At 61.1% G+C, this 21,264-nt stretch carries 22 protein-coding genes; 18 read left to right on the plus strand and 4 right to left on the minus strand.

Annotated elements, in window-relative coordinates:
• The first annotated feature begins 3 nt into the window (after window positions 1-3).
• From clpA to ACT53S_RS15305, 4 genes are all read left to right on the plus strand, one after another.
• On the plus strand, window positions 4-2,484 hold the full coding sequence (clpA, locus tag ACT53S_RS15290; protein WP_476067626.1) for an ATP-dependent Clp protease ATP-binding subunit ClpA: 2,481 nt from the start codon (window positions 4-6) through the stop codon (window positions 2,482-2,484).
• Between the two features lie 127 nt (window positions 2,485-2,611).
• The gene (locus ACT53S_RS15295) at window positions 2,612-3,340 is read left to right on the plus strand and encodes an AzlC family ABC transporter permease (RefSeq protein ID WP_476067627.1); all 729 of its coding nucleotides are present in this window, start codon (window positions 2,612-2,614) and stop codon (window positions 3,338-3,340) included.
• On the plus strand, window positions 3,340-3,669 hold the full coding sequence (locus ACT53S_RS15300; protein WP_113377460.1) for an AzlD domain-containing protein: 330 nt from the start codon (window positions 3,340-3,342) through the stop codon (window positions 3,667-3,669). The genes ACT53S_RS15295 and ACT53S_RS15300 overlap by 1 nt, the downstream gene beginning before the upstream one ends.
• A 93-nt stretch (window positions 3,670-3,762) precedes the next feature.
• Complete coding sequence (locus ACT53S_RS15305) at window positions 3,763-3,951, plus strand: hypothetical protein (RefSeq protein WP_476067628.1); 189 nt, start codon at window positions 3,763-3,765, stop codon at window positions 3,949-3,951.
• Window positions 3,952-3,986: 35 nt separating this feature from the next.
• On the opposite strand, the gene ACT53S_RS15310 is transcribed toward ACT53S_RS15305, so the two are convergent.
• From ACT53S_RS15310 to ACT53S_RS15325, 4 genes are all read right to left on the minus strand, one after another.
• Window positions 3,987-4,412: an HIT family protein gene (locus ACT53S_RS15310; protein ID WP_476067933.1), complete on the minus strand. Its 426-nt coding sequence runs from the start codon at window positions 4,410-4,412 to the stop codon at window positions 3,987-3,989.
• A 62-nt stretch (window positions 4,413-4,474) separates the two neighbouring features.
• The gene (locus tag ACT53S_RS15315) at window positions 4,475-5,674 is read right to left on the minus strand and encodes a GNAT family N-acetyltransferase (protein WP_476067629.1); all 1,200 of its coding nucleotides are present in this window, start codon (window positions 5,672-5,674) and stop codon (window positions 4,475-4,477) included.
• A 23-nt stretch (window positions 5,675-5,697) separates the two neighbouring features.
• The gene (locus tag ACT53S_RS15320; protein WP_476067630.1) at window positions 5,698-6,429 is read right to left on the minus strand and encodes a glycerophosphodiester phosphodiesterase; all 732 of its coding nucleotides are present in this window, start codon (window positions 6,427-6,429) and stop codon (window positions 5,698-5,700) included.
• Window positions 6,426-6,896, minus strand: coding sequence for a RidA family protein (locus ACT53S_RS15325; protein ID WP_113377465.1), 471 nt, complete (start codon window positions 6,894-6,896; stop codon window positions 6,426-6,428). The genes ACT53S_RS15320 and ACT53S_RS15325 overlap by 4 nt, the downstream gene beginning before the upstream one ends.
• A 117-nt stretch (window positions 6,897-7,013) precedes the next feature.
• Between ACT53S_RS15325 and ACT53S_RS15330 the strand changes: the two genes are divergently transcribed.
• From ACT53S_RS15330 to lpxB, 14 genes are all read left to right on the plus strand, one after another.
• Window positions 7,014-7,841: a cell envelope integrity EipB family protein gene (locus ACT53S_RS15330; RefSeq protein ID WP_142069141.1), complete on the plus strand. Its 828-nt coding sequence runs from the start codon at window positions 7,014-7,016 to the stop codon at window positions 7,839-7,841.
• Between the two features lie 193 nt (window positions 7,842-8,034).
• Window positions 8,035-8,802 carry a 30S ribosomal protein S2 gene (gene rpsB, locus ACT53S_RS15335; RefSeq protein WP_113377467.1) on the plus strand — a complete coding sequence of 256 codons (768 nt, stop codon included), beginning with the start codon at window positions 8,035-8,037 and terminating at the stop codon, window positions 8,800-8,802.
• Between the two features lie 251 nt (window positions 8,803-9,053).
• Window positions 9,054-9,980, plus strand: a complete 927-nt coding sequence (tsf, locus tag ACT53S_RS15340) for a translation elongation factor Ts (RefSeq protein ID WP_113377468.1) — start codon at window positions 9,054-9,056, stop codon at window positions 9,978-9,980.
• Between the two features lie 92 nt (window positions 9,981-10,072).
• Window positions 10,073-10,795: a UMP kinase gene (pyrH, locus tag ACT53S_RS15345; RefSeq protein ID WP_113377469.1), complete on the plus strand. Its 723-nt coding sequence runs from the start codon at window positions 10,073-10,075 to the stop codon at window positions 10,793-10,795.
• A gap of 60 nt (window positions 10,796-10,855) precedes the next feature.
• On the plus strand, window positions 10,856-11,416 hold the full coding sequence (frr, locus tag ACT53S_RS15350) for a ribosome recycling factor (protein WP_113377646.1): 561 nt from the start codon (window positions 10,856-10,858) through the stop codon (window positions 11,414-11,416).
• Between the two features lie 50 nt (window positions 11,417-11,466).
• Window positions 11,467-12,210, plus strand: coding sequence for an isoprenyl transferase (locus tag ACT53S_RS15355; protein WP_113377470.1), 744 nt, complete (start codon window positions 11,467-11,469; stop codon window positions 12,208-12,210).
• An 8-nt stretch (window positions 12,211-12,218) separates the two neighbouring features.
• Window positions 12,219-13,052: a phosphatidate cytidylyltransferase gene (locus tag ACT53S_RS15360; protein ID WP_142070869.1), complete on the plus strand. Its 834-nt coding sequence runs from the start codon at window positions 12,219-12,221 to the stop codon at window positions 13,050-13,052.
• A gap of 61 nt (window positions 13,053-13,113) precedes the next feature.
• Window positions 13,114-14,238 carry an RIP metalloprotease RseP gene (rseP, locus tag ACT53S_RS15365; RefSeq protein ID WP_476067631.1) on the plus strand — a complete coding sequence of 375 codons (1,125 nt, stop codon included), beginning with the start codon at window positions 13,114-13,116 and terminating at the stop codon, window positions 14,236-14,238.
• 196 nt (window positions 14,239-14,434) lie between these two features.
• On the plus strand, window positions 14,435-16,807 hold the full coding sequence (gene bamA / locus ACT53S_RS15370; protein WP_113377472.1) for an outer membrane protein assembly factor BamA: 2,373 nt from the start codon (window positions 14,435-14,437) through the stop codon (window positions 16,805-16,807).
• 50 nt (window positions 16,808-16,857) lie between these two features.
• Window positions 16,858-17,922 carry a UDP-3-O-(3-hydroxymyristoyl)glucosamine N-acyltransferase gene (lpxD, locus tag ACT53S_RS15375; RefSeq protein WP_476067632.1) on the plus strand — a complete coding sequence of 355 codons (1,065 nt, stop codon included), beginning with the start codon at window positions 16,858-16,860 and terminating at the stop codon, window positions 17,920-17,922.
• Entirely contained in the window at window positions 17,915-18,385 is a 471-nt protein-coding gene (gene fabZ, locus ACT53S_RS15380) for a 3-hydroxyacyl-ACP dehydratase FabZ (protein WP_113377474.1), read from the plus strand. The genes lpxD and fabZ overlap by 8 nt, the downstream gene beginning before the upstream one ends.
• A complete protein-coding gene (gene lpxA, locus ACT53S_RS15385; RefSeq protein WP_113377475.1) occupies window positions 18,382-19,197 on the plus strand; it encodes an acyl-ACP--UDP-N-acetylglucosamine O-acyltransferase in 816 nt (271 codons plus the stop codon). Before fabZ ends, lpxA begins: the two co-directional genes overlap by 4 nt.
• 4 nt (window positions 19,198-19,201) lie before the next feature.
• On the plus strand, window positions 19,202-20,092 hold the full coding sequence (locus tag ACT53S_RS15390; protein WP_476067633.1) for an LpxI family protein: 891 nt from the start codon (window positions 19,202-19,204) through the stop codon (window positions 20,090-20,092).
• Window positions 20,089-21,264, plus strand: coding sequence for a lipid-A-disaccharide synthase (gene lpxB / locus ACT53S_RS15395; RefSeq protein WP_476067634.1), 1,176 nt, complete (start codon window positions 20,089-20,091; stop codon window positions 21,262-21,264). Before ACT53S_RS15390 ends, lpxB begins: the two co-directional genes overlap by 4 nt.

Here is a 21,264-nt window from a genome sequence, read left to right on the forward strand (position 1 = left end):
GACGTGCCAACATTTTCCCCCAGCCTTGAGAAGGCGCTGCACCAGGCCCTGACCTACGCCAACGAGCGCCATCACGAATATGCGACGCTCGAACACCTTCTCTTGGCCCTGATCGACGACGCCGATGCCGCAGCGGTCATGGGCGCCTGCAATGTCAATCTCGACACACTGCGCAAGACGGTCACGGAGTTTGTCGACAACGATCTGGCCAATCTGATCACGGGTTACGACGAGGATTCCAAGCCAACCTCAAGCTTCCAACGCGTGATCCAGCGCGCCGTCATCCACGTCCAGTCATCCGGTCGCGAAGAAGTGACCGGCGCCAACGTGCTCGTCGCCATCTTCGCCGAGCGCGAGAGCAATGCCGCTTTCTTCCTGCAGGAGCAGGAAATGACGCGTTATGACGCGGTCAACTACATCTCGCACGGAATCGGCAAGCGTCCCGGCGCCTCGCAGGTCCGTCCGGCCCGTGGCACCGAAGAAGGCGAGCCCGAGGCTAAGCAGTCCGGTCGCGAGGCGGATGAGGGCAGCGCCAAGGGCAAGCAGGAGGCCCTCAAGGCCTATTGCGTCAACCTCAACGAAAAGGCCAAGACCGGGCGGATCGACCCGCTGATCGGTCGTCACGACGAGGTCAACCGCACGATTCAGGTCCTGTGCCGCCGTTCCAAGAACAATCCGCTCTATGTCGGCGACCCCGGCGTCGGCAAGACGGCGATCGCCGAAGGCCTCGCCAAGCGCATCGTCGAGGGCAAGGTCCCGGAAGCCCTGGCCGACGCCACCATCTTCTCGCTCGACATGGGCACGCTGCTTGCGGGCACACGCTATCGCGGTGACTTCGAGGAGCGTCTGAAGCAGGTCGTGAAGGAACTCGAGGATTATCCGGGCGCCGTCCTCTTCATTGACGAGATCCACACGGTCATCGGTGCAGGTGCCACCTCGGGCGGCGCCATGGACGCATCCAACCTGCTGAAGCCGGCTTTGTCCTCGGGTGCGATCCGCTGCATCGGCTCGACCACCTACAAGGAATATCGCCAGTTCTTCGAAAAGGACCGGGCGCTGGTTCGCCGCTTCCAGAAGATCGACGTCAACGAGCCGTCGATCGACGATGCTATCGAGATCATGAAGGGCCTCAAGCCCTATTTCGAAGACTATCACAAGCTTCGTTACACCAACGAGGCGATCAAGTCGGCCGTCGAACTCTCGGCACGCTACATCTCTGACCGAAAGCTGCCGGATAAGGCGATCGACGTGATCGACGAAACGGGCGCGGCCCAGATGCTTCTGCCGGCCTCGCGTCGCCGCAAGCTGATCACCGAAAAGGAGATCGAGGCCACCATCGCGACGATGGCCCGCATCCCGCCCAAGACGGTCTCCAAGGACGACGAGATGGTTCTCGCCAACCTGGAGAAGGAGCTGCGCTCGGTCGTCTACGGCCAGGACAAGGCCATCGAGGCGCTGTCGACATCGATCAAGCTTGCCCGTGCGGGTCTGCGCGAACCGAACAAGCCGATCGGCTCCTACGTCTTTTCCGGCCCGACCGGCGTCGGCAAGACGGAAGTCGCCAAGCAGCTGGCGTCGTCGCTCGGCGTCGAACTGCTGCGCTTCGATATGTCGGAATACATGGAGCGTCACACGGTTTCCCGCCTGCTCGGGGCACCTCCCGGCTATGTCGGCTTCGACCAGGGCGGTCTCCTGACCGATGGCGTCGATCAGCATCCGCATTGCGTGGTGCTGCTTGATGAAATCGAAAAGGCGCATCCGGACATCTACAACATTCTGTTGCAGGTCATGGACCATGGCTCGCTGACGGACCACAACGGCAAGAAGATCGACTTCCGCAACGTCATCTTGATCATGACGACCAATGCGGGCGCGTCGGAGATGGCGAAGTCGGCTATCGGCTTCGGGTCGTCCAAGCGCACCGGCGAGGATGAAGAGGCACTGAACCGCCTGTTCACGCCGGAATTCCGCAACCGTCTCGACGCAACGATCCCGTTTGCGCCGCTGCCGACGGAAGTCATCCACCAGGTCGTGCAGAAGTTTGTCATGCAGTTGGAAGCGCAGCTTTCGGAACGCAATGTCACCTTCGATCTGTCCGAACCAGCCATCGCCTGGCTGGCGATCAAGGGTTACGACGAGAAGATGGGTGCCCGCCCGCTGTCGCGCGTCATTCAGGAGCATATCAAGAAGCCGCTCGCCAACGAGATCCTCTTCGGCAAGCTGAAGAAGGGGGGCGTGGTCAAGGTCGGCGTCAAGAAGGACGAGGCCGGAGACGAGGTGCTCGATCTCGAAGCGCTCTCCGAAGTCGCTCCGGTCACGCCGAAGCCCGAGGCGGAGGTGGCCACGGCCAAGCTCGCCAAGGCCAAGCGCAAGCCCTCGCCAAAGGCCGCTGCGGTCGAAGACGATGGTGAGGTGGCTGTCATCGATGCTGCACCTGCGCCCTCCAAGCGCAGTGCAGTCCCGAAGGTGCCGAAGAAGAAGTAAGCACCTTGAGTGAATATCATCGATTGGCGCCGGGCCTCGTGCCCGGCGCTTCCGTGTTCGGATCTGAGTGCTCTTGATGCCCCCTTACGAAGGTGACCTTTCTCAAAGCCGCTGGTTTCTTGCCGGAATGCGCGGTTTGTTTAGCCTGCCGGCGATTATCCTGATGATCTCCTTCGTCGGCTTTGCAGCCTTCGCGCTGCAGTCGGGCGTGAGCCGCAGCGAGGCCATGTTCATGACGGCGACCGTATGGGCGCTGCCGGCCAAGATGATCCTGATCGGCACTATGACCAGCGGCGCCAATCTTCTGGCGATCTTTCTAGCCGTCACCCTCTCGTCGATCCGGCTGATGCCAATGGTCGCGTCGCTCGTGCCGGAAATGCGCACCAGCCGCACGCCCACATGGTTGTTGCTGGTACTTTCCCATTTCGTGGCGATCACAGCCTGGGTGTTCGCCATGGCCAGCTTCAAGAATGTGCCGCGCGAGGGACGTGTCGCCTATTTTGCCGGTTTCGGCATCACGCTGGTCGTGGTCAACACGCTGCTTGTCGGTATCTGTTACGGGCTGGTCTCATCCTTTCCGCCGGTCGTCGCGGGTCTGCTCTTCTTCCTGACACCCTCCTACTTCATCGCCTCGATCTGGGCGACGGGACGGCAATCCGTGGTGAAGGTCGCCTTCATCGTCGGTGCTGTTTCCGGCCCGCTTCTGGCCGTGATGATGCCGGGCTTTGACATTCTGGTGGCTGGTCTCGGCGGCGGCACGCTCGCTTATCTCTTCGACCGCTTCGTCATACGCGCCGGCAAAAGCACGGAGGCCAAAGAAGGGGATGCCGCCCTGCCGGTCGAGGAGACTTTGTGATGACCGATTACTGGCCCTTCCTGGTCATTCTCGTCGCCGGCTGGCTGGCGACGGACTTCTGGCGATGGCTCGGAGTGCTTGCTGGCAACCGGCTCCAGGAGGGATCGGAAGCGCTGCACTGGGTGAGGGCGGTCGCCACTGCGCTGGTGATGGCCGTGACGGCGAAGCTCGTCGTCTTTCCGACCGGTGTGCTTGAGGCATCGCCACTTTGGTTGCGGCTCACCGCTGCGGGTGTCGGTTTCGCGGCCTTTCTGCTAGCAGGCCAGAGGGTCATCGTGGGTGTCGTTGTCCCGCTCACGATCCTTGGTGCAGGCCTGTTGTGGCTGTGACCCGCCGCGTAGCTCATCACAGGTCGGTGTAGAGACTGGAATTGTCACAATGCCCTTCCCAGATCGGGTCTACTGATGATCAAGGGACATGGAATGGCAAAAGTTGTGCGTTTTCGCCGCGTGAAACATGAAGCTCCGCCACGGTTCAAGGTTTTGCCGGAGGAACTGGGGCGCGGCCGTAAGAGCGCGGGGTTCGGTTCGGCGCCGGGAATGCTCGGGGTCATCGCCTTGGTCGCCGCCAGCATCGCGATCCTCGCTCTGGTCGGCAGTCTTCTCGGCTGACCATTTGGGTATGGCCAGCCGTTTGTGGCATGTCGTCAGAGCGCCGCCCTGATCCTTTCAGCATTCGCCTTCAGCACGTCGATATTCTCCATGCCACCGCTGTGCGGCTTCAGTGGCAAACCGTCATGGCGCGGGATGACGTGGAAATGCAGGTGGAATACCGTCTGGCCGGCTGCCGGCTCGTTGAACTGCGCGACATAGACGCCATCGGCCTCGAAGGCGTCCTTGGCCGCATTGGCGAGCTTCTGGACGACGGGGAGCAGTTTCGACAGCACGACCGGATCTGCATCCAGCAAATTGCGCGACCCCTTCTTCGGGATCACCAGCAGATGGCCAGGCGCCTGTGGCATGACATCCATGAAGGCAAGCGTATCGTCGTCCTCATAGAGCTTCACCGACGGGATATCGCCGGACAGGATCTTGGCGAAGATGTTGTTGGGATCGTAGGCAGTCATCGATATCTCCTAAATTCGTTACACAGTTAGCGGCAATCAGTCTCGTCCTCAAACCGGTGCGGCGGTCCTCAACCGTCGAATTCTTCGCCCTCGCGCGGCTGACGGTCACCCTTGCGGAAGGGCGTATGCTCGCCGAGATAATCGCTCATCTGCGCCACCTCCCGCCGCTCGTGTTCGAGATAGTCGGCGACCGCGCGTCGAAGCCCGGGATGGGCGATGTAGTGGGCCGAATGGGTGGTGACAGGTTCATAGCCACGCGCCAGCTTGTGCTCCCCCTGCGCGCCTGCCTCGACCCTTGCAAGACCCTTAGACAGGGCGAAATCGATGGCCTGATGATAACAGACTTCGAAATGCAGGAAGGGATGATCCTCGATGCAGCCCCAGTGTCGGCCGTAAAGTGCATCGGCACCGATGAAGTTGATCGCGCCCGCAACATAGCGGCCATTGCGCTTTGCCATGACCAGCAGCACGTCGTCGGGCATGCGCTCACCAATCAGCGAATAAAAGCTGCGGGTGAGGTAAGGCCGGCCCCATTTGCGGCTGCCGGTATCGATATAGAAGCGGAAGAACTGGTCCCAGATCTCTTCCGTCAGATCTCGGCCGGTCAGCCAATCGATAGTGATGCCATGGTCCAGCGCTGCCCGCCGTTCCTTGCGCAGGTTCTTGCGCTTTGACGACGAGAGTTCGGCCAGGAACGCTTCGTGGTCGGCGTAGCCCCGATTGATGAAATGGAACTGCTGGTCGGTGCGATGCAGGAAATTGGCATCCGTTAGGGAAGACAATTCCCCTTGGGGGAGGAATGTCACATGTGCCGAAGAGGCGCCAATTTTCTGCGTCACCTGGGCCAGCGCTTGCCCGAGCAGGCCGGATACCCGTTGGACATCTTCTCCGTGCCGGACGAGCAGCCGAGGTCCAGTGGCCGGGGTGAAGGGCACGGACGCCTGCAGCTTCGGATAATAATGCCCGCCCGCCCGCTGATAGGCGTCGGCCCAGCCGTGGTCGAAGACATATTCGCCCTGGCTGTGGTTCTTGAGATAGCAGGGGATCGCACCGATCAACCGGCCGCCTTCCTCCAGCAGCAGGTGATGGCCCATCCAGCCGGTCTCGGCGACAGCCGAGCCGGACTCGTCCATCGCTGAGAGGAAGGCATGGGAGACGAAGGGATTGTAACCGGGCCCGGCACGCGATGTGCCGGACAGCGTGGCCCAGTCGGCCGGATCAATCTCCGCGAACGAGCCTGCAATGCGGACCGTCACCTCGTCTGCCATGGATCTCCTTGTCACTGTCAGGTTCAGGCCACAGCCGGCGCCACGCGCGGGTCGAAGCCTTCGAACGTCATCTGGTCTGCATAGGTATAGGTGTGTGCCCGCGTGATTTCATCCCTGACGGTCCAGGTAATCACGGGTGTGCCCTTTTCACGCAGGGCCGTGACGAAGGGGTTCGGCAGGTGGACTGCGCAATAAGAGGTGAAGTCCAGGCCGAGCGCCATGGCTTCGGCATGCGCCGCCAGCACCTCGGGGTTCACGCCTTCGGCCGTCAGTCCGACCGGATAGGGGCAGTCGGCCAGCTTTAGCGCCCGCAGGAGGTGGTAGTCGAAGCTCATCAGCGCGACCTTGCCCTCGTAGCCTTCGAGGACTTCCAGCACGCTTTCGACAAAGCCGTCGTCCTGCTCGGCATCGATGCCCTTGAGCTCGATGACCAAGGGCACCTGTCCCTTGACGAGGTCCAGCATCTGGCGGAGCGACGGGATCTTGTCCTTTGTGCCGCCGATCGACAGCATCTTCAACTCGCCCGCCGTGCGCTCCCGGACTTCGCCGGCAAGCCCGCAAAGTCGCTGCAGATCGTGATCGTGGAAGACAACAGGCACGCTGTCGGAGGAAAGCTGGATATCGCATTCAATCGCAAACCCCGCCTCGATCGCCCGGGAGAAGGCAGAGAGCGTGTTTTCCCAGACATCCCTGTTCATGTCGTGATAGCCGCGATGGGCGACCGGCAGGTCCTTAATCCAGTCGGCACGGCTCACAGGGCGATCTCCAGGATGGCGTCGATCTCGACGGCGGCATTGAGCGGAAGGGCTGCCATGCCGACGGCGGCACGGGCATGCTTGCCGGCTTCACCCAGAACATTGGCGATCAGGTTCGATGCGCCGTTGATCACGAGGTGCTGCTCGACGAAGCCCGGTGCGGAGGCGACGAAGCCGTTGAGCTTGATCACGCGCGTGATCCGCGAGAGGTCGCCGCCGAGCGCGCTCTTGGCCTGGGCCAGAATGTTGATTGCGCAGAGTTCGGCGGCACGCTGAGCGTCGGGGAGCGCCACATCGGAGCCCACGAGACCGAGCACCGCCACTTTCCCGCCTTCCATCGGCAACTGCCCGGAAAGATAGAGCAGGTTTCCGCTGATCACGTAGGGAACGTAGTTGGCAGCAGGGGCCGCGGCTTCGGGAAGAGTGATTCCCAGCGCGGCAAGGCGGCTGTCGATGGTGTCGGACATGGCGAAATCCCGGTCTGTTGAAAATAAAGTGAGAAACTCCTGAGGACGAAAAGCATGTCTCGCTTTTGCCGGATGTGTTCTTATAACATCGACGACGAGTCCAACAGGAGGTTGTCGATGTTTCCTATGCGTATGGCGCTGGCCGCCACATTGACCCTCGCCGCCGGCACGGTTGCCGGGCAGGCCTCGGCTGCCACGATCGGGCTCGTCCCGCATCGCGCCGTCTACGACATCTTCTTGAAAGAAGCGTCCGACCGCTCCGGAATAGAGGGTGTGCGTGGTCGCATGGTCTATGAATTCTCGGGTTCATCCTGCAAGGGCTTCAACACCCAGTTCCGTTTCGTCACGCGCATCGATGTCGGCGATGGCGTGCGGGTCACCGACCAGCGCTCGACCACCTTCGAGGATGTGAGCGCCGGCAAGTTCCGCTTCGACAACAAGTCGTTTACCGACGACCAGCTCGACAAGGATGTGAGTGGTGCGGCGGCGGAAGCAGGCGACAAAGTGACGATCGAGCTGACCGGGCCGAACCAGCGTGAGGTCGAACTGGCAAACAGCCGCTTTCCGGCAGAGCACATGCTGGAGGTGATCGCCCGTGCACGCAAAGGCGAACGCGTGTTCGAATCGCGCATCTTTGATGGATCTGAGGATGGTGACCAGACTTTCCTGACCACCACGATCGTGGGCGCGGCGCAGAAATCGGCGGACACGGATCCGGAAGCCAAGGCCGTTGCCCCGCTCGGCACCAGCGATTACTGGCCGGTCTCGATTGCCTATTTCGACGAGAAGTCGAAGGGAGACCAGCTGCCGATCTACAGCCAGTCTTTCAAGCTCTACGAGAACGGCGTCACCCGTGACCTCACGCTCGACTACGGAGACTTCGTTCTGGCCGGCAAACTCACGAAGCTTGAAGTGCTTGGTCCTGCGAACGGCGACTGCAAGTGATGAATTCGGCAGTTCTTCTCTGAACTGTCGGGCAAAGACTTGATTTTATGCCGCGACCCCTGTATGGGCCGCATCATTCCACACGCGAAGCTTGGGAGGTTCAGGGAGAAATCCTGAATTTTCCGCCCGGTGGCATCCCCGCAAGGGGTGCTGTTTGCTTCGCGGGGGTTCAACCGGAAAAGGAGACAAAGGCATGGCATTGCCTGATTTCAGCATGCGTCAGCTCTTGGAAGCTGGCGTTCACTTCGGTCACCAGACGCACCGCTGGAACCCGAAGATGAAGCCGTACATCTTCGGCGATCGTAACAACATTCACATCATCGACCTGGCTCAGACCGTACCGATGCTGTCGCGCGCCCTTCAGGTCGTGTCCGACACCGTTGCTCGTGGCGGTCGCGTCCTGTTCGTCGGCACCAAGCGCCAGGCTTCGGAAATCATCGCTGACAGCGCCAAGCGTTCGGCCCAGTACTACGTCAACTCCCGCTGGCTCGGCGGTATGATGACCAACTGGAAGACCATTTCGAACTCGATCGCTCGCCTGCGCAAGCTCGACGAAATCCTCGCTTCGGAAGCTTCTGGCTACTCGAAGAAGGAGCGTCTGAACCTTGAGCGCGAGCGCGAAAAGCTCGACAAGGCCCTCGGCGGTATCCGTGACATGGGCGGCGTTCCTGACCTGATGTTCATCATCGACACCAACAAGGAAAAGATCGCGATCGACGAAGCCAAGCGCCTCGGCATCCCGGTTGTTGCTGTCATCGATTCGAACTGCGATCCGGACCTGATCGACTATCCGATCCCGGGTAACGACGACGCTTCGCGCGCCATTTCGCTGTACTGCGATCTGATCTCGCGCGCTGCCATCGACGGCATCGCTCGCCAGCAGGGCTCTTCCGGTCGTGACATCGGCGCATCTGCCGAAGCTCCGATCGAGCCGGCTCTCGAAACCGAAGCCGAAGCTTGATGCTTCGAACGCGGCGGATCTGATCCGCCGCACCCGTCAAGGGATACGGCCGCCCGGACGCTCGCTTGAGCCTCGGGCGGCCTCGCAATTCCGGTGACCTGTTCGAGATACGGTCCTGAATGCGTTCAAGGTTTTCGTGGTGACCTGCTTCATCACGTTGTCACACTTCCGGGTACATTTCGTCCCCCAAACAGCATGCTCCGGGATCACGATCGTCTGGCGCATCGCTTGAACAGACAAAGAGGCACACAATGGCTGAAATCACTGCAGCACTGGTTAAGGAACTGCGCGAGAAGTCCGGCGCAGGCATGATGGATTGCAAGAAGGCTCTCACCGAGACCAATGGTGACATCGAAGCCGCCATCGACTGGCTGCGCGCCAAGGGTATCGCCAAGGCTGACAAGAAGTCGGGCCGCACCGCAGCCGAAGGCCTGATCGGCATCGCCGGCGCCGGCACCAAGGCTGTCGTCGTTGAAGTCAACTCGGAAACCGACTTCGTTGCCCGTAACGACGCCTTCCAGGACCTCGTTCGCGGCGTGGCTTCGGTTGCACTGACCACCGACGGTTCGGTTGACGCCATTGCAGCCGCCACCTATCCGGCCAGCGGCAAGTCGGTTGCCGACACGATCAAGGACGCGATCGCCCATATTGGCGAAAACATGACGCTCCGCCGCGCAGCCCTGCTGTCGGTCGAAGACGGCGTTGTCGCAACCTACATCCACAACGGCGTCTCCGACGGCCTCGGCAAGCTCGGCGTTCTCGTCGCCCTGAAGTCGACCGGCAACAAGGACGTTCTGTCCGCCATCGGCCGCCAGGTTGCCATGCACATCGCAGCGACCAACCCGCTCGCCATCCGTTCGGAAGAAGTCGATGCCGCCGTCGCCGAGCGCGAGCGCAACGTCTTCATCGAACAGTCGCGCGCCTCGGGCAAGCCGGACAACATCATCGAAAAGATGGTCGAAGGCCGCATGCGCAAGTTCTTCGAGGAAGTCGCCCTTCTCTCGCAGGCCTTCGTCATCAATCCGGACCAGACTGTCGGCGACGCCATCAAGGCCGCTGAAAAGGAAGCTGGCGCCCCGATCGAAGTGACCGGCATGGCTCGCCTGCTGCTCGGCGAAGGCATCGAGAAGGAAGAGAGCGACTTCGCTGCTGAAGTCGCAGCAGCTGCCAAGGGCTGATCTCCTTATCCTTTCAAGGGAAAACATCGGGCATCGCGTGACAACGCGATGCCCTTCGTGTATCCGGCACTGAATTGAATACGGGAGCACCCATGACCGCCAAGCCATTGTTCACACGCGTTCTCCTCAAGGCTTCCGGTGAAGCCCTTATGGGAAGCCAGGGCTTCGGGATCGACGTCGCTGTGGCCGACCGGATTGCCGGTGATATTGCCGAAGCGCGCCGGATGGGCGTTGAGGTCGGGGTTGTCGTCGGTGGTGGCAACATCTTCCGCGGCGTGGCGGTGGCGTCCAAGGGCGGTGATCGCGTCACCGGTGACCACATGGGCATGCTGGCAACCGTCATCAACGCCCTTGCACTCGCCACCTCTCTGCGCAAGCTCGACATCGATACGGTCGTCCTTTCGGCGATCGCCATGCCCGAAATCTGCGAGAGCTTCTCGCAGCGCGCTGCCTTGCACCATCTGGCGCAGGGCAGGGTGGTAATCTTCGCCGGCGGCACCGGCAACCCGTTCTTCACGACCGATTCCGCTGCGGCCTTGCGTGCCGCCGAAATCGGCGCTCAGGCGATCTTCAAGGGCACACAGGTCGACGGCATCTATTCCGCGGATCCCAAAAAGGATCCGACCGCGACCCGCTTTGACAGGCTGACCCACGATGAGGTTCTTCAGAAGGGCCTCGCCGTGATGGATGTCGCTGCCGTCGCGCTCGCCCGCGAAAACCACATTCCAATCATCGTCTTCTCGATCCACGAGAAAGGTGGTTTCGGGGAAATCCTCTCTGGCGCCGGTCGCATGACCATCGTCACCGACAACTGAACCAACAACCATGGGCGCCCTTGGAGGGCTGCCGGCTGAACCAGCAATGGGAGAACCATGATGACCGCAGGGGTTGATCTCAACGACATCAAGCGCCGCATGGACGGCGCGATCAATGCTTTCAAGAACGACATCGCGTCGCTGCGCACCGGCCGCGCCTCGGCCAATATTCTGGACCCGGTCATGGTCGAGGCTTACGGGTCGCGCGTGCCGCTGAACCAGGTGGCTAACGTCACGGTTCCAGAACCCCGCATGCTCGGTGTTTCGATCTGGGACAAGTCGATGGTGAATGCCGTCGACCGGGCGATCCGCGAAGCCAATCTCGGCCTGAACCCGATCATGGACGGTCAGAACCTGCGTATCCCGCTTCCGGAACTCAACGAGGAGCGCCGCAAGTCGCTGGTCAAGATCGCCCATGAATATGCGGAAAAGGCGAAAGTGGCGATTCGGCACGTACGCCGCGACGGCATGGACAGCCTTAAAAAGGGCGAAAAGGATGGCTCCATCAGCCAGGATGACAGCCGTTCCCTGTCGGATAAGGTTCAAAAGATGACGGATGACACGATTGTCGACGTCGATCGCTTGCTCGCCGACAAGGAAAAGGAAATCATGCAGGTTTAAGCGAGAGTCGTTCGTTTAGACCTTTTCCCTTGCCGCCCGGACCGGAGCCCATGTCGAGAGCACCACAGCGCATCGTACCGCAGCATGTTGCGATTATCATGGACGGAAACGGTCGCTGGGCGAATGCACGGGGACTGCCGCGGACCTTCGGCCACCGCAAGGGCGTCGAGACGGTCCGCGAGACCGTGAAGGCGGCCCGCGAAGCCGGCGTCGCCTTCCTCACGCTCTTCGCCTTCTCTTCGGAGAACTGGCGTCGCCCGGAAGCCGAAGTCAACGAACTCTTCGGCTTGTTGAAAGCCTTCATCCGCCGAGATCTCGCCGATTTGCACCAGGCGGCTGTGCGCATCCGCATCATCGGCGACAGGGTCAATCTTCGGGAGGACATCCGTTCGCTGCTCGTTGAAGCCGAGGAGCGGACGGCGGAAAATGCCGGCATGACCCTTGTCATCGCCTTCAACTACGGCTCCCGTGACGAAATCGCCCGTGCTGCGGCCCGTCTTGCCCTGGAGGTCGCGGCAGGCCGTCTCGATCCGCGCCAGATCGATGCACAGAAGCTCAACGACAGCCTCGACACGGCGGGTATTCCGGATCCCGATTTGGTCATCCGCACGAGCGGCGAGGAGCGTCTGTCCAACTTCCTGCTGTGGCAGTCGGCCTATGCCGAGCTGATGTTCGTGCCTGACTTCTGGCCGGATTTCACCCCCGCTGTTTTTGACGCGGTGCTGGAGCGCTATGCCGCCCGCGACCGCCGTTTCGGCGGGCTGTCCTCGAAAGTCGTGGCGGTCGGCTCATGACGCTGTCGATCTCGCGCGAGCTGCAACTGCGGATCTATTCGGCGATCGTCATGGTGATCGTCGTGCTGGCAGCAACCTGGGCTGGGGGCATTGCCTTTCGGCTGCTGGCCGCCGGCATAGGCCTGTTGGTCTACTACGAGTGGTCCAGAATGACACGGCTCGCTGAGACGAGCTTGCGGTCGAATTCCTTTGGCTGGCTCTCCATGGGGCTTGTCAGCCTCAACATGCTCTTCGGTTCGGCCGATTTCACCGTCCCGCTCTTCGCCGGCCTTTCGATTACGGCGGCCATTCCCGCGCTGTTGCGCCGGGTGAGCTGGTGGCATCCGGGCGGGCTCTTTTATGCGGGCCTCAGTGCGATTTCGCTCGCCGCCATTCGCGGTGACGATTCGCTCGGCTTGATCGCCATGCTGTTCGTTTTCGTCATCGTCTGGGCAACCGATATTCTTGCCTATTTCGTCGGCCGCGCGATCGGCGGGCCGAAACTTGCGCCCCGCATTTCGCCCGGTAAGACCTGGTCCGGTGCTGTTGGCGGTACGGTTGCCGGTGTCGTTGGCGGCTATCTGGTCGTCATGGCGCATTTTCAGGATGTCGGCCTCTGGACGGTCGCTGTGGCGCTTGCGCTGTCGATATCAAGCCAGATCGGTGACCTTTTCGAATCCTTCATCAAGCGTCGTTTCGGCGTGAAGGATTCAAGCAACCTCATTCCGGGGCATGGCGGCGTCATGGATCGGGTTGACGGCCTTGTATTCGCCTGTTTTGCGGCATTCTTCATGGCGATAGGTTTTTCTGCGGGCGCAAGCCAGTCCGTGGTATCGATGGGGGCCTTCCTCTTCGGTCTGTGATCGGGAGGGCCAGGCGACGCAGCCATGCCGCGGCGATAGATTGATAGGAAAGACGGATCACATGAGCGCAGTCCTCGGCTTTCTCGGCGGGTATATTCTGCCCTATATCCTCATCCTGTCGCTGCTCGTCTTTATCCATGAGATGGGCCACTATCTCGCTGGCAGATTGTCCGGAATTCGGGTGCTTGCCTTCTCCGTCGGCTTCGGTCCCGAACTCGTCGGCTTCACCGATCGGCACGGAACCCGCTGGAAAGTCTCGGCTATCCCGCTCGGTGGCTATGTACGTTTCTTTGGCGATGCCGATGCGGCCAGCATGCCGGACGGAAGCGCCATTGAGGAGCTGAGCGAGGCGGAAAAGGCGCAGACCTTGAACGGCGCCAAATTGTGGAAGCGCGCGGTGACTGTTGCCGCAGGTCCGATCGCCAACTTTCTCCTCGCCATCGTCATCTTCGCCGTCATGTTCGGTACAATGGGCAAGCCGGTTTCGGATCCTGTTGTCGCTGACTTGAAACAGGGCAGTGCAGCGGAGGCTGCTGGGATCGAGCGTGGCGATGTGCTGATCGCACTCGACGGCCGGAGCATCGAGACCTTCGACGATGTCGTTCGATACATCACCATGCGGCCGGAAGTCCCTGTCACCGTTACCGTACGTCGTGCCGGCCAGGAGATGGATTTTCCCGTCGTTCCCAAGCGCGCTGTGACGACGGACCGGTTTGGCAACTCAATGGAAGTTGGACAGATCGGCATCATCACCGATCAGAAGGCGGGGAACTTCCGCATTGTCGCGCTCTCACCGTTGCAGGCCGTTTGGGAAGGTGTTCGCCAGACCGGGCATATCGTCACCGGCACATTCGACTATATCGGCAACATGATCGCCGGCCGCATGAACGCAGACCAGCTCGGTGGTCCGGTACGTGTTGTCCAGGCCTCGGGTGAAATGGCGACGCTCGGCATTATCGCTCTGTTAAATTTGGCAGCGGTTCTTTCGGTTTCGCTGGGGCTTTTGAATTTGATGCCAGTTCCGGTCCTTGACGGCGGCCATCTCGTTCTCTACGCGATTGAAGCAGTGCGCGGGAGGCCGATGGGTCAGGGGGCGCAGGAGGTTGCGTTCCGTATCGGTCTCGCGATGATCCTATCCCTGATGGTGTTTGCCACCTGGAACGACATCAGCCGGTTGATAGGCTGAGCGTCGGCCTTGCATGCGGCGGAAGGATTTGTTTACGATGTTTCAAATTGATAGTGGCGATTGGGTCACGGATTCAAATGAAGTAAACAGAAATTAACGCGCAGTCTTGCTTGTAGGGTAAAACCCGCTAAAACCACAAACGGGCCGGAGTCGGGGGTTACGACTGCGGGGCAATTGAAGAAGGTAAAGTACACACATGAAGGCTGGTTCAAGATTTTTGAACGCAGTGTCGGCGGTCGCGCTGTCTGCTGGTATCGTGTCTACGGGCGCAAGTGTTGCTGTGATCGCTTCGGCTGTTGCGGCTCAGGCTGCTGTCATCCAGCGGATTGATGTACGCGGTGCCCAGCGTGTGGGGGCGGAAGCGGTCCGTTCCAACCTTTCGATCCAGCCCGGCAAGAGTTTCTCCAATGCCGATATCGACGAATCCGTGAAGCGTCTCTACGCGACCGGCTTCTTCTCGGATGTTCAGATCTCCGTATCCGGCGGCACGCTGGTCGTGACGGTCGCCGAGAACCAGTTGATCAATCAGGTTGTCTTCAACGGCAACCGCAAGATCAAGGACGACAAGCTGACCGGCATCGTGCAGACCCAGCCGCAGGGTCCGTACAGCGACAGCCTGATCAGCGCCGACATCCAGCGCATCAAAGAAGCCTATTCTGCAATCGGCCGCAGCGATGTCGAAGTGACGACCCAGGTCGTTCCGGTTGCCGAAGGTCGCGTCAACCTTGCTTTCGTGATCAACGAAGGTGAGCGCACCAAGATCAGCGCCATCAATTTCAGCGGCAACAACGCCTATTCCGACGGCCGTCTCGCATCCGTGCTGCAGACGAAGGAATCGGGCATGCTGTCCTTCCTGACCCGCAAGGATGTCTACAACGAAGACAAGCTGCGTGCAGACGAAGAGTCGCTCCGTCAGTTCTACTACAACCACGGTTATGCCGACTTCCGCGTCATTTCGTCGGAAGCCGTCCTGAACGAGGCTGGCAACGAGTACACGATCAACATCACGGTCGATGAAGGTCAGCGCTACAAGTTCGGCGCCGTCACCGTCGAATCGACGGTGGATGGCGTGGATGCTGCCCAGCTGCAGGGTCTGCTGGAGACGCGCGAAGGCAATACCTACAGCGCCCGCGACGTTCAGAAGTCCATGGAAGCCATTTCTCGTCGCGTTTCGTCGGCAGGCTATCCCTTTGCGCGCGTCGTGCCGCGCGGTGACCGCAATTTCGAAACCAACACGATTGGCGTGACCTATCTCGTCGACCAGGGCGAACGCGCCTATGTCGAGCGTATCGAAGTGCGCGGCAACACCCGCACGCGTGACTATGTCATCCGTCGCGAGTTCGATATCTCCGAAGGCGATGCCTTCAACCAGGAAACCATTTCGCGCGCCAAGCGTCGCCTTGAGGCGCTCGGCTTCTTCTCGGCCGTAAACATCTCCACGCAGCCCGGCAGCTCGCCGGACCGTGTCGTGGTTGTCGTCGATGTGCAGGATCAGCCGACGGGTTCGTTCGGTATCGGTGCCGGCTACTCCGTCGATGATGGCGGTATTGTTCTGGAAGCCTCTGTTGAAGAAAAGAACTTCCTCGGCCGCGGTCAGTTCATCCGCGTTGCCGCCGGTGGTGGTTTCGACGACACGCAGACCTACAACTTCTCCTTCACCGAGCCTTATTTCCTCGGTTACCGTCTTGCCGCGGGCTTCGATATCTTCAAGAGCTCGACGAGTGGCAATTCGGAATACGACTACGAGGAGCAGGGTGCGACCGTCCGCGTGACGGCGCCGATCACGGAAGATCTGGCCACGACGCTGCGGTACACCTACAAGCAGATCGATTACATCAACGATGGTGCGTTCGGCGCCAACGGTGCGGCAGGCGGTGGCGACGATACGGTTGCTCAGCCTTACATTGATGCGATTACTGGCAGCACCTGGTCGCAGTCGATCCTCGGTCATTCCATCGTCTACAACACGGTGGACGATCGCCAGAACCCGCATGAGGGCATTTATGCCAGCTTCACGCATGAATACGCAGGTATCGGCGGCGATTCGGAATATTACAAGGCTTATGCCCGCGCCCGCATGTTCTACACGCTGTCTGACGAGCTTGACATTGTCGGCTCGCTCGCCGGCTCGGCAGGTCATGTTGTTGCGCTCGGCGACAACCTGAACGTGTTCGACCAGTTCAAGATCGGTGGCAAGGAAATCCGCGGTTTCGCCAACAGCGGGATCGGTCCGCGCCAGTCGCCAACGGGCGGTGGGTCGCCGGATTCCATCGGGGGCACGACCTATTTCACCGCTTCGGCTGAAGCGACGTTCCCGCTGCCTGCGGTTCCGCAGGATCTGGGCTTCCGCGGTGCAGTCTTCGCAGACGCCGGCACGCTGTTCGGCAGTGATCTGGCCAATGATGGCTCCGCCGTCGGCACCAGCATGTCGATCCGTGCCTCGGTCGGCGCCGGCATCCTGTGGAACTCGCCCTTCGGTGCGCTGCGCTTCGACTATGCGGTTCCGGTCGCGAAGGAAGACTTCGACGACACGCAGGAATTCCGGTTCAGCATGGCGAACCAGTTCTAAGACGAGCGGTCCAGAACTGCAGATAGGTTGACGTTCTGGAGCGTTTGCTGATGGAGCATAATCATTTCTTTCCGCCCCATTCGGGGGTGACCCTGGCTGCGCTCGCAGCGCACACGGGGGCGGAATTGACGGACGCAGCACAGGGCGAGACGATCGTACGATCGGTCTCGCCCGTCGCCCGAGCCAAGGCTGGTGATGTCTGCTATATCCTGTCCCGTCGCAATCGCGACGATCTTCTCACCTGCAATGCATCGGCGATCTTTTGTGAAAAAGCGCTCGTTTCGCTCATACCGGCCCATATCCCGGTCCTCTTGGCGAAAAGCGCGCAGACGGCCTTTGCCCTTGCTGGAGCGCTGTTGCATCCGGAGGGCCTTCGCCCAGTCCGGATGACCAGTGAACCCGCGCAGATTTCTCCTGCCGCCCATGTCGACCCGACGGCTCGCTTGGAAGACAGTGTGGAGGTCGAGGCGATGGCGGTGATCGGTGCACATGCTGAAATCGGCAGCGGAACACGGATCGGGCCCGGAGCCGTGATCGGTCCGGGCGTTCGGATCGGTCGCGATTGCACAATCGCTGCCGGGGCCACGGTGCAGGTCGCGCTTGTCGGCAACAATGTGATCATTCACAACGGCGCCCGGATCGGACAGGACGGGTTCGGTTATGCGCCTGGTCCGCGCGGCATGCTCAAGATCGTGCAGGTCGGCCGGGTCATCATTCAGGATCATGTCGAGATCGGCGCCAATACGACGATCGATCGCGGCACCATGGACGATACGGTGATCGGTGAGGGGACTAAGATCGACAATCTGGTTCAGGTCGGCCACAACGTGCGCATCGGGCGCCATTGTGGCATTGTCAGCCAGGTTGGCATTGCCGGCAGCACCGTGATCGGTGATGGCGTCATGATCGGGGGTGCCGCCGGGATCAACGGCCACATCAAGATTGGTGACGGCGTCCAGATTGCCGCCATGAGCGGCGTTCTGGCCGATGTTCCTCCGGGTGAAAAATATGGCGGTGTCCCGGCCCGCCCGCTGAAGGATTATCTGCGCGAAGTGGCCGAGACATTGAGCCGCTATGACAGCCGCGCGAAGGACAAAGGAGCCAGCAATGACTGACGCCGCCCCGAAGAGCGAACTCGGATCAGCCGATATCCTCGAGATCATGAAGCTCTTGCCGCATCGCTACCCCTTCCTGCTCGTCGATAAGATCATCGAGATCGACGGCGACGAATCTGCCATCGGCATAAAGAACGTCACAGCAAACGAGCCACATTTCACCGGCCATTTTCCGGATGCGCCGATCATGCCGGGCGTTTTGCTCGTCGAGGGCATGGCCCAGACGGCTGGCGCCATCTGTGCCCGCAAGCAGGGTGAAGCTGGCAACCTCGTCTACTTCATGACCATCGACAATGCCCGCTTCCGCAAGCCTGTCGTTCCTGGCGATCGGGTTGAGTTTCATGTCGTCAAGCAGAAGCAGCGTGGCAATATCTGGAAGTTCCACTGCGACGCCAAGGTCGATGGCCAATTGGCGGCAGAAGCGGATATTGGCGCCATGATCATGCGCAAGGACGCGAAATGAGCACGATTGCCGCCACTGCCGTGATCCATCCCATGGCGGTCGTCGAACCCGGCGCCGTCATCGGTGAGAACGTGCGCATTGGTCCGTTCTGCCACGTCGGCCCCCGCGTCACTCTGAAGGATGGCGTCGAGCTCCTCTCGAATGCAGTCGTCACCGGCCTGACTGAAATCGGTGCCAACAGCCGCATCTTCCCTATGGCCGTGATCGGCGGCGTATCGCAAAGCCTGCACGAAGCCGGCGAGGACTCGCGCCTCATCGTCGGGGCGAACTGCACGATGCGTGAAGGCGTCACGATGAATTGCGGCACGGTCGGCGGCGGCGGGATCACCCGCGTCGGCGACAATTGCCTTTTCCTCGCCAATTCGCATGTCGCTCATGACTGCATCCTCGGCAGCAATATCATCCTGTCCAACAATGTCATGCTGGCCGGCCATGTGCAGGTCGGCGACCATGTGATCCTGAGCGGCGGCTGCGCCGTGCATCAGTTCACCCGGATCGGCCGCAATGCGTTCATTGGGGGCCTCTCCGCGGTCAGCTACGATGTGATCCCCTATGGGATGCTGAACGGCAATCCCGGCATCCTCGGCGGCTTGAATGTCGTCGGCATGACCCGAGCCGGTATCGAGCGTTCGGTCATCCATCAGGTGCGCCGCGCCTTCAAACAGATCTTTGAAGGCGAGGGCTCCGCCAGGGCCAATGCGGCGGCCATTCGCGACGAGCATCTGGATTGCCCCCAGGTCATCGAGATCCTCGATTTCATCGCGGCTGACAGCGACCGGGCGCTATCTTCGCCCCATCGCGGCAAGAATTGACGCCATGACATCCGCCAGCGCAACCGAAAGCCTGGCATCGAAAGCTCGGCTGGCGATCATTGCCGGCAGCGGAAAGCTGCCGCTGTTTCTGGCGCAAGCCGCTCGAGCGGCGGGTGAGGATCCGTTCATCCTGCGGCTAAAGAACGAAGCCGATGCGGATTGGCAGGGTTACGAGACAGCGGTCATCGGCGTCGGCGACATGGCGGGGCTGTCTGCCTTGTTCGACAAGCACCGCATCGGTCGCGTCGTGATGTCCGGTGCTGTCCGGAAGCGCCCGTCCTTCGGCGAGATCCATGTAAACCTGCGGTCCGTCCTCAAACTGCCCATGGCGTTGAAGACCTTGTTGGCGGGCGGCGATGATGCAGTTCTTCGCATGGTGATCTCGCTGATCGAAGCTCAGGGCTGCCAGGTCGTGGGTGCGCACGAAATCCTGCCCGGTCTCCTGGCAACGGTCGGTCCGCTCGGCAAGGTGATGCCGTCGCGCGAAGACATCCAGGATATTGATCGCGCGGCAGATGCGGCTGAAACCCTGGGTCGTCTCGACGTGGGGCAGGGCGCCGTCAGCGTGGGTGGGCGGATTGTGGCGCTCGAAGGGGTCGAAGGTACGGATGCCATGCTGGCTCGAGTCGCGGGTTTGCGCGCAGAGGGACGCATCTCAAGGCGTCGCAAGGGCGTCATCGTCAAGCTCTGCAAGCCGCAACAGGACCTGCGTGCCGACCTGCCCACCATCGGTGTCTCGACCGTGGAGAATGCCAAGGCTGCGGGGCTCGCCGGCATCGCCGTCGAGGCCGGTCGGGCACTCGTTGTCGAGCGTGAGGCGATGATCGCCGCCGCTGACGCCGCCGGGCTCTTTGTCACGGGCATTGAGCGAACGGGAAAGGACGAGTCTCGATGAGCGAAAAACCGCTGAAGATCGCCGTGATTGCCGGTGAAGTGTCCGGTGACCTGCTCGGCGCCGACCTGGTTGCAGCTTTGAAGCAACGACACTCCCGTCCGATAGAGCTCGTTGGCGTCGGCGGTGAGGCGCTGCAGGGGCAGGGGCTGCGCTCTCTCTTCGATTTTTCCGAACTCTCGATCATGGGCATCACCCAGGTGCTGTCGAAATTGCCGCGCCTGATCCGGCTGATCTCGGTGACATCAGAGGCCATCATCGCGGCAAAGCCGGATCTGCTTTTGATTGTCGACAGCCCTGATTTCACCCACCGGGTCGCCCGGAAGGTACGCAAGCGCCTGCCGGATCTGCCGGTCGTCAACTATGTCTGCCCGAGCGTCTGGGCGTGGAAGGAGTACCGCGCCAAGGCTATGCTGCCATATGTCGATGAAGTGCTGGCTGTGCTGCCCTTCGAACCCGACGTGATGCAGCGCCTGGGCGGTCCCAAGACACATTTCATCGGCCATCGCCTTGCAAGCCACCCCGAGGTTCAGCGTGTTCGCTTGGCCCGAAGAGGCCGTTCGCCCAAGGCGACGGGCGAGCGCCGCACGATCCTTCTGCTCCCAGGATCCCGCGGTGCTGAGATCACCCAGTTGCTGCCAGTCTTCGGCGCGGCGATGGAAGAATTCGTCAGCCGCAACGGCGAAACCCGTTTTCTTTTGCCGACGGTCCCGCGCCAGGAGGCGCGTGTGCGCGAAATTACCGCCGCTTGGCCGATCCGGCCGGAGGTCCTGATCGGAGATCAGGCCAAATGGCAGGCTTTCGAAGAGGCAGATGCGGCGATTGCCGCATCCGGCACCGTGATCCTGGAATTGGCGCTGGCCTATGTTCCCGTGGTGTCTACATACAAGGGCGACTGGATCATCCGCATGTTGGCCAACCGCATCAAGGTCTGGACCGGGGCGCTTCCCAACCTGATCGCCGACTATGCGGTTGTGCCGGAATATTTCAACGATGTGCTGCGTCCGGCCAGCCTGGTGCGTTGGGCCGAACGCCTTTCCACGGGGACCCCGCAGCGGCAAGCCATGCTCGCGGGCTACGATGATGTCTGGAGCAGACTGCAGACGGCTTTGCCAGCGGGCGAGGCCGGCGCAGAGCTGGTACTCTCTCTCCTGCGTCAGCGCGGACGGCTCTGA

This window comes from Allorhizobium sp. DMC15 (assembly GCF_056314065.1).

What these genes read in the sequence shown, in the direction of transcription:
- rseP (WP_476067631.1), top strand. Translation starts at nt 13,114, where the DNA reads ATGAGCGCAGTCCTCGGCTTTCTCGGCGGGTATATTCTGCCCTATATC.
- fabZ (WP_113377474.1), top strand. Translation starts at nt 17,915, where the DNA reads ATGACTGACGCCGCCCCGAAGAGCGAACTCGGATCAGCCGATATCCTC.
- ACT53S_RS15355 (WP_113377470.1), top strand. Translation starts at nt 11,467, where the DNA reads ATGTCGAGAGCACCACAGCGCATCGTACCGCAGCATGTTGCGATTATC.
- tsf (WP_113377468.1), top strand. Translation starts at nt 9,054, where the DNA reads ATGGCTGAAATCACTGCAGCACTGGTTAAGGAACTGCGCGAGAAGTCC.
- ACT53S_RS15390 (WP_476067633.1), top strand. Translation starts at nt 19,202, where the DNA reads ATGACATCCGCCAGCGCAACCGAAAGCCTGGCATCGAAAGCTCGGCTG.
- ACT53S_RS15295 (WP_476067627.1), top strand. Translation starts at nt 2,612, where the DNA reads ATGCGCGGTTTGTTTAGCCTGCCGGCGATTATCCTGATGATCTCCTTC.
- rpsB (WP_113377467.1), top strand. Translation starts at nt 8,035, where the DNA reads ATGGCATTGCCTGATTTCAGCATGCGTCAGCTCTTGGAAGCTGGCGTT.
- ACT53S_RS15330 (WP_142069141.1), top strand. Translation starts at nt 7,014, where the DNA reads ATGTTTCCTATGCGTATGGCGCTGGCCGCCACATTGACCCTCGCCGCC.
- lpxB (WP_476067634.1), top strand. Translation starts at nt 20,089, where the DNA reads ATGAGCGAAAAACCGCTGAAGATCGCCGTGATTGCCGGTGAAGTGTCC.
- lpxD (WP_476067632.1), top strand. Translation starts at nt 16,858, where the DNA reads ATGGAGCATAATCATTTCTTTCCGCCCCATTCGGGGGTGACCCTGGCT.
- ACT53S_RS15305 (WP_476067628.1), top strand. Translation starts at nt 3,763, where the DNA reads ATGGCAAAAGTTGTGCGTTTTCGCCGCGTGAAACATGAAGCTCCGCCA.
- ACT53S_RS15325 (WP_113377465.1), bottom strand. Translation starts at nt 6,896, where the DNA reads ATGTCCGACACCATCGACAGCCGCCTTGCCGCGCTGGGAATCACTCTT.
- ACT53S_RS15315 (WP_476067629.1), bottom strand. Translation starts at nt 5,674, where the DNA reads ATGGCAGACGAGGTGACGGTCCGCATTGCAGGCTCGTTCGCGGAGATT.
- pyrH (WP_113377469.1), top strand. Translation starts at nt 10,073, where the DNA reads ATGACCGCCAAGCCATTGTTCACACGCGTTCTCCTCAAGGCTTCCGGT.
- frr (WP_113377646.1), top strand. Translation starts at nt 10,856, where the DNA reads ATGACCGCAGGGGTTGATCTCAACGACATCAAGCGCCGCATGGACGGC.
- bamA (WP_113377472.1), top strand. Translation starts at nt 14,435, where the DNA reads ATGAAGGCTGGTTCAAGATTTTTGAACGCAGTGTCGGCGGTCGCGCTG.
- ACT53S_RS15300 (WP_113377460.1), top strand. Translation starts at nt 3,340, where the DNA reads ATGACCGATTACTGGCCCTTCCTGGTCATTCTCGTCGCCGGCTGGCTG.
- lpxA (WP_113377475.1), top strand. Translation starts at nt 18,382, where the DNA reads ATGAGCACGATTGCCGCCACTGCCGTGATCCATCCCATGGCGGTCGTC.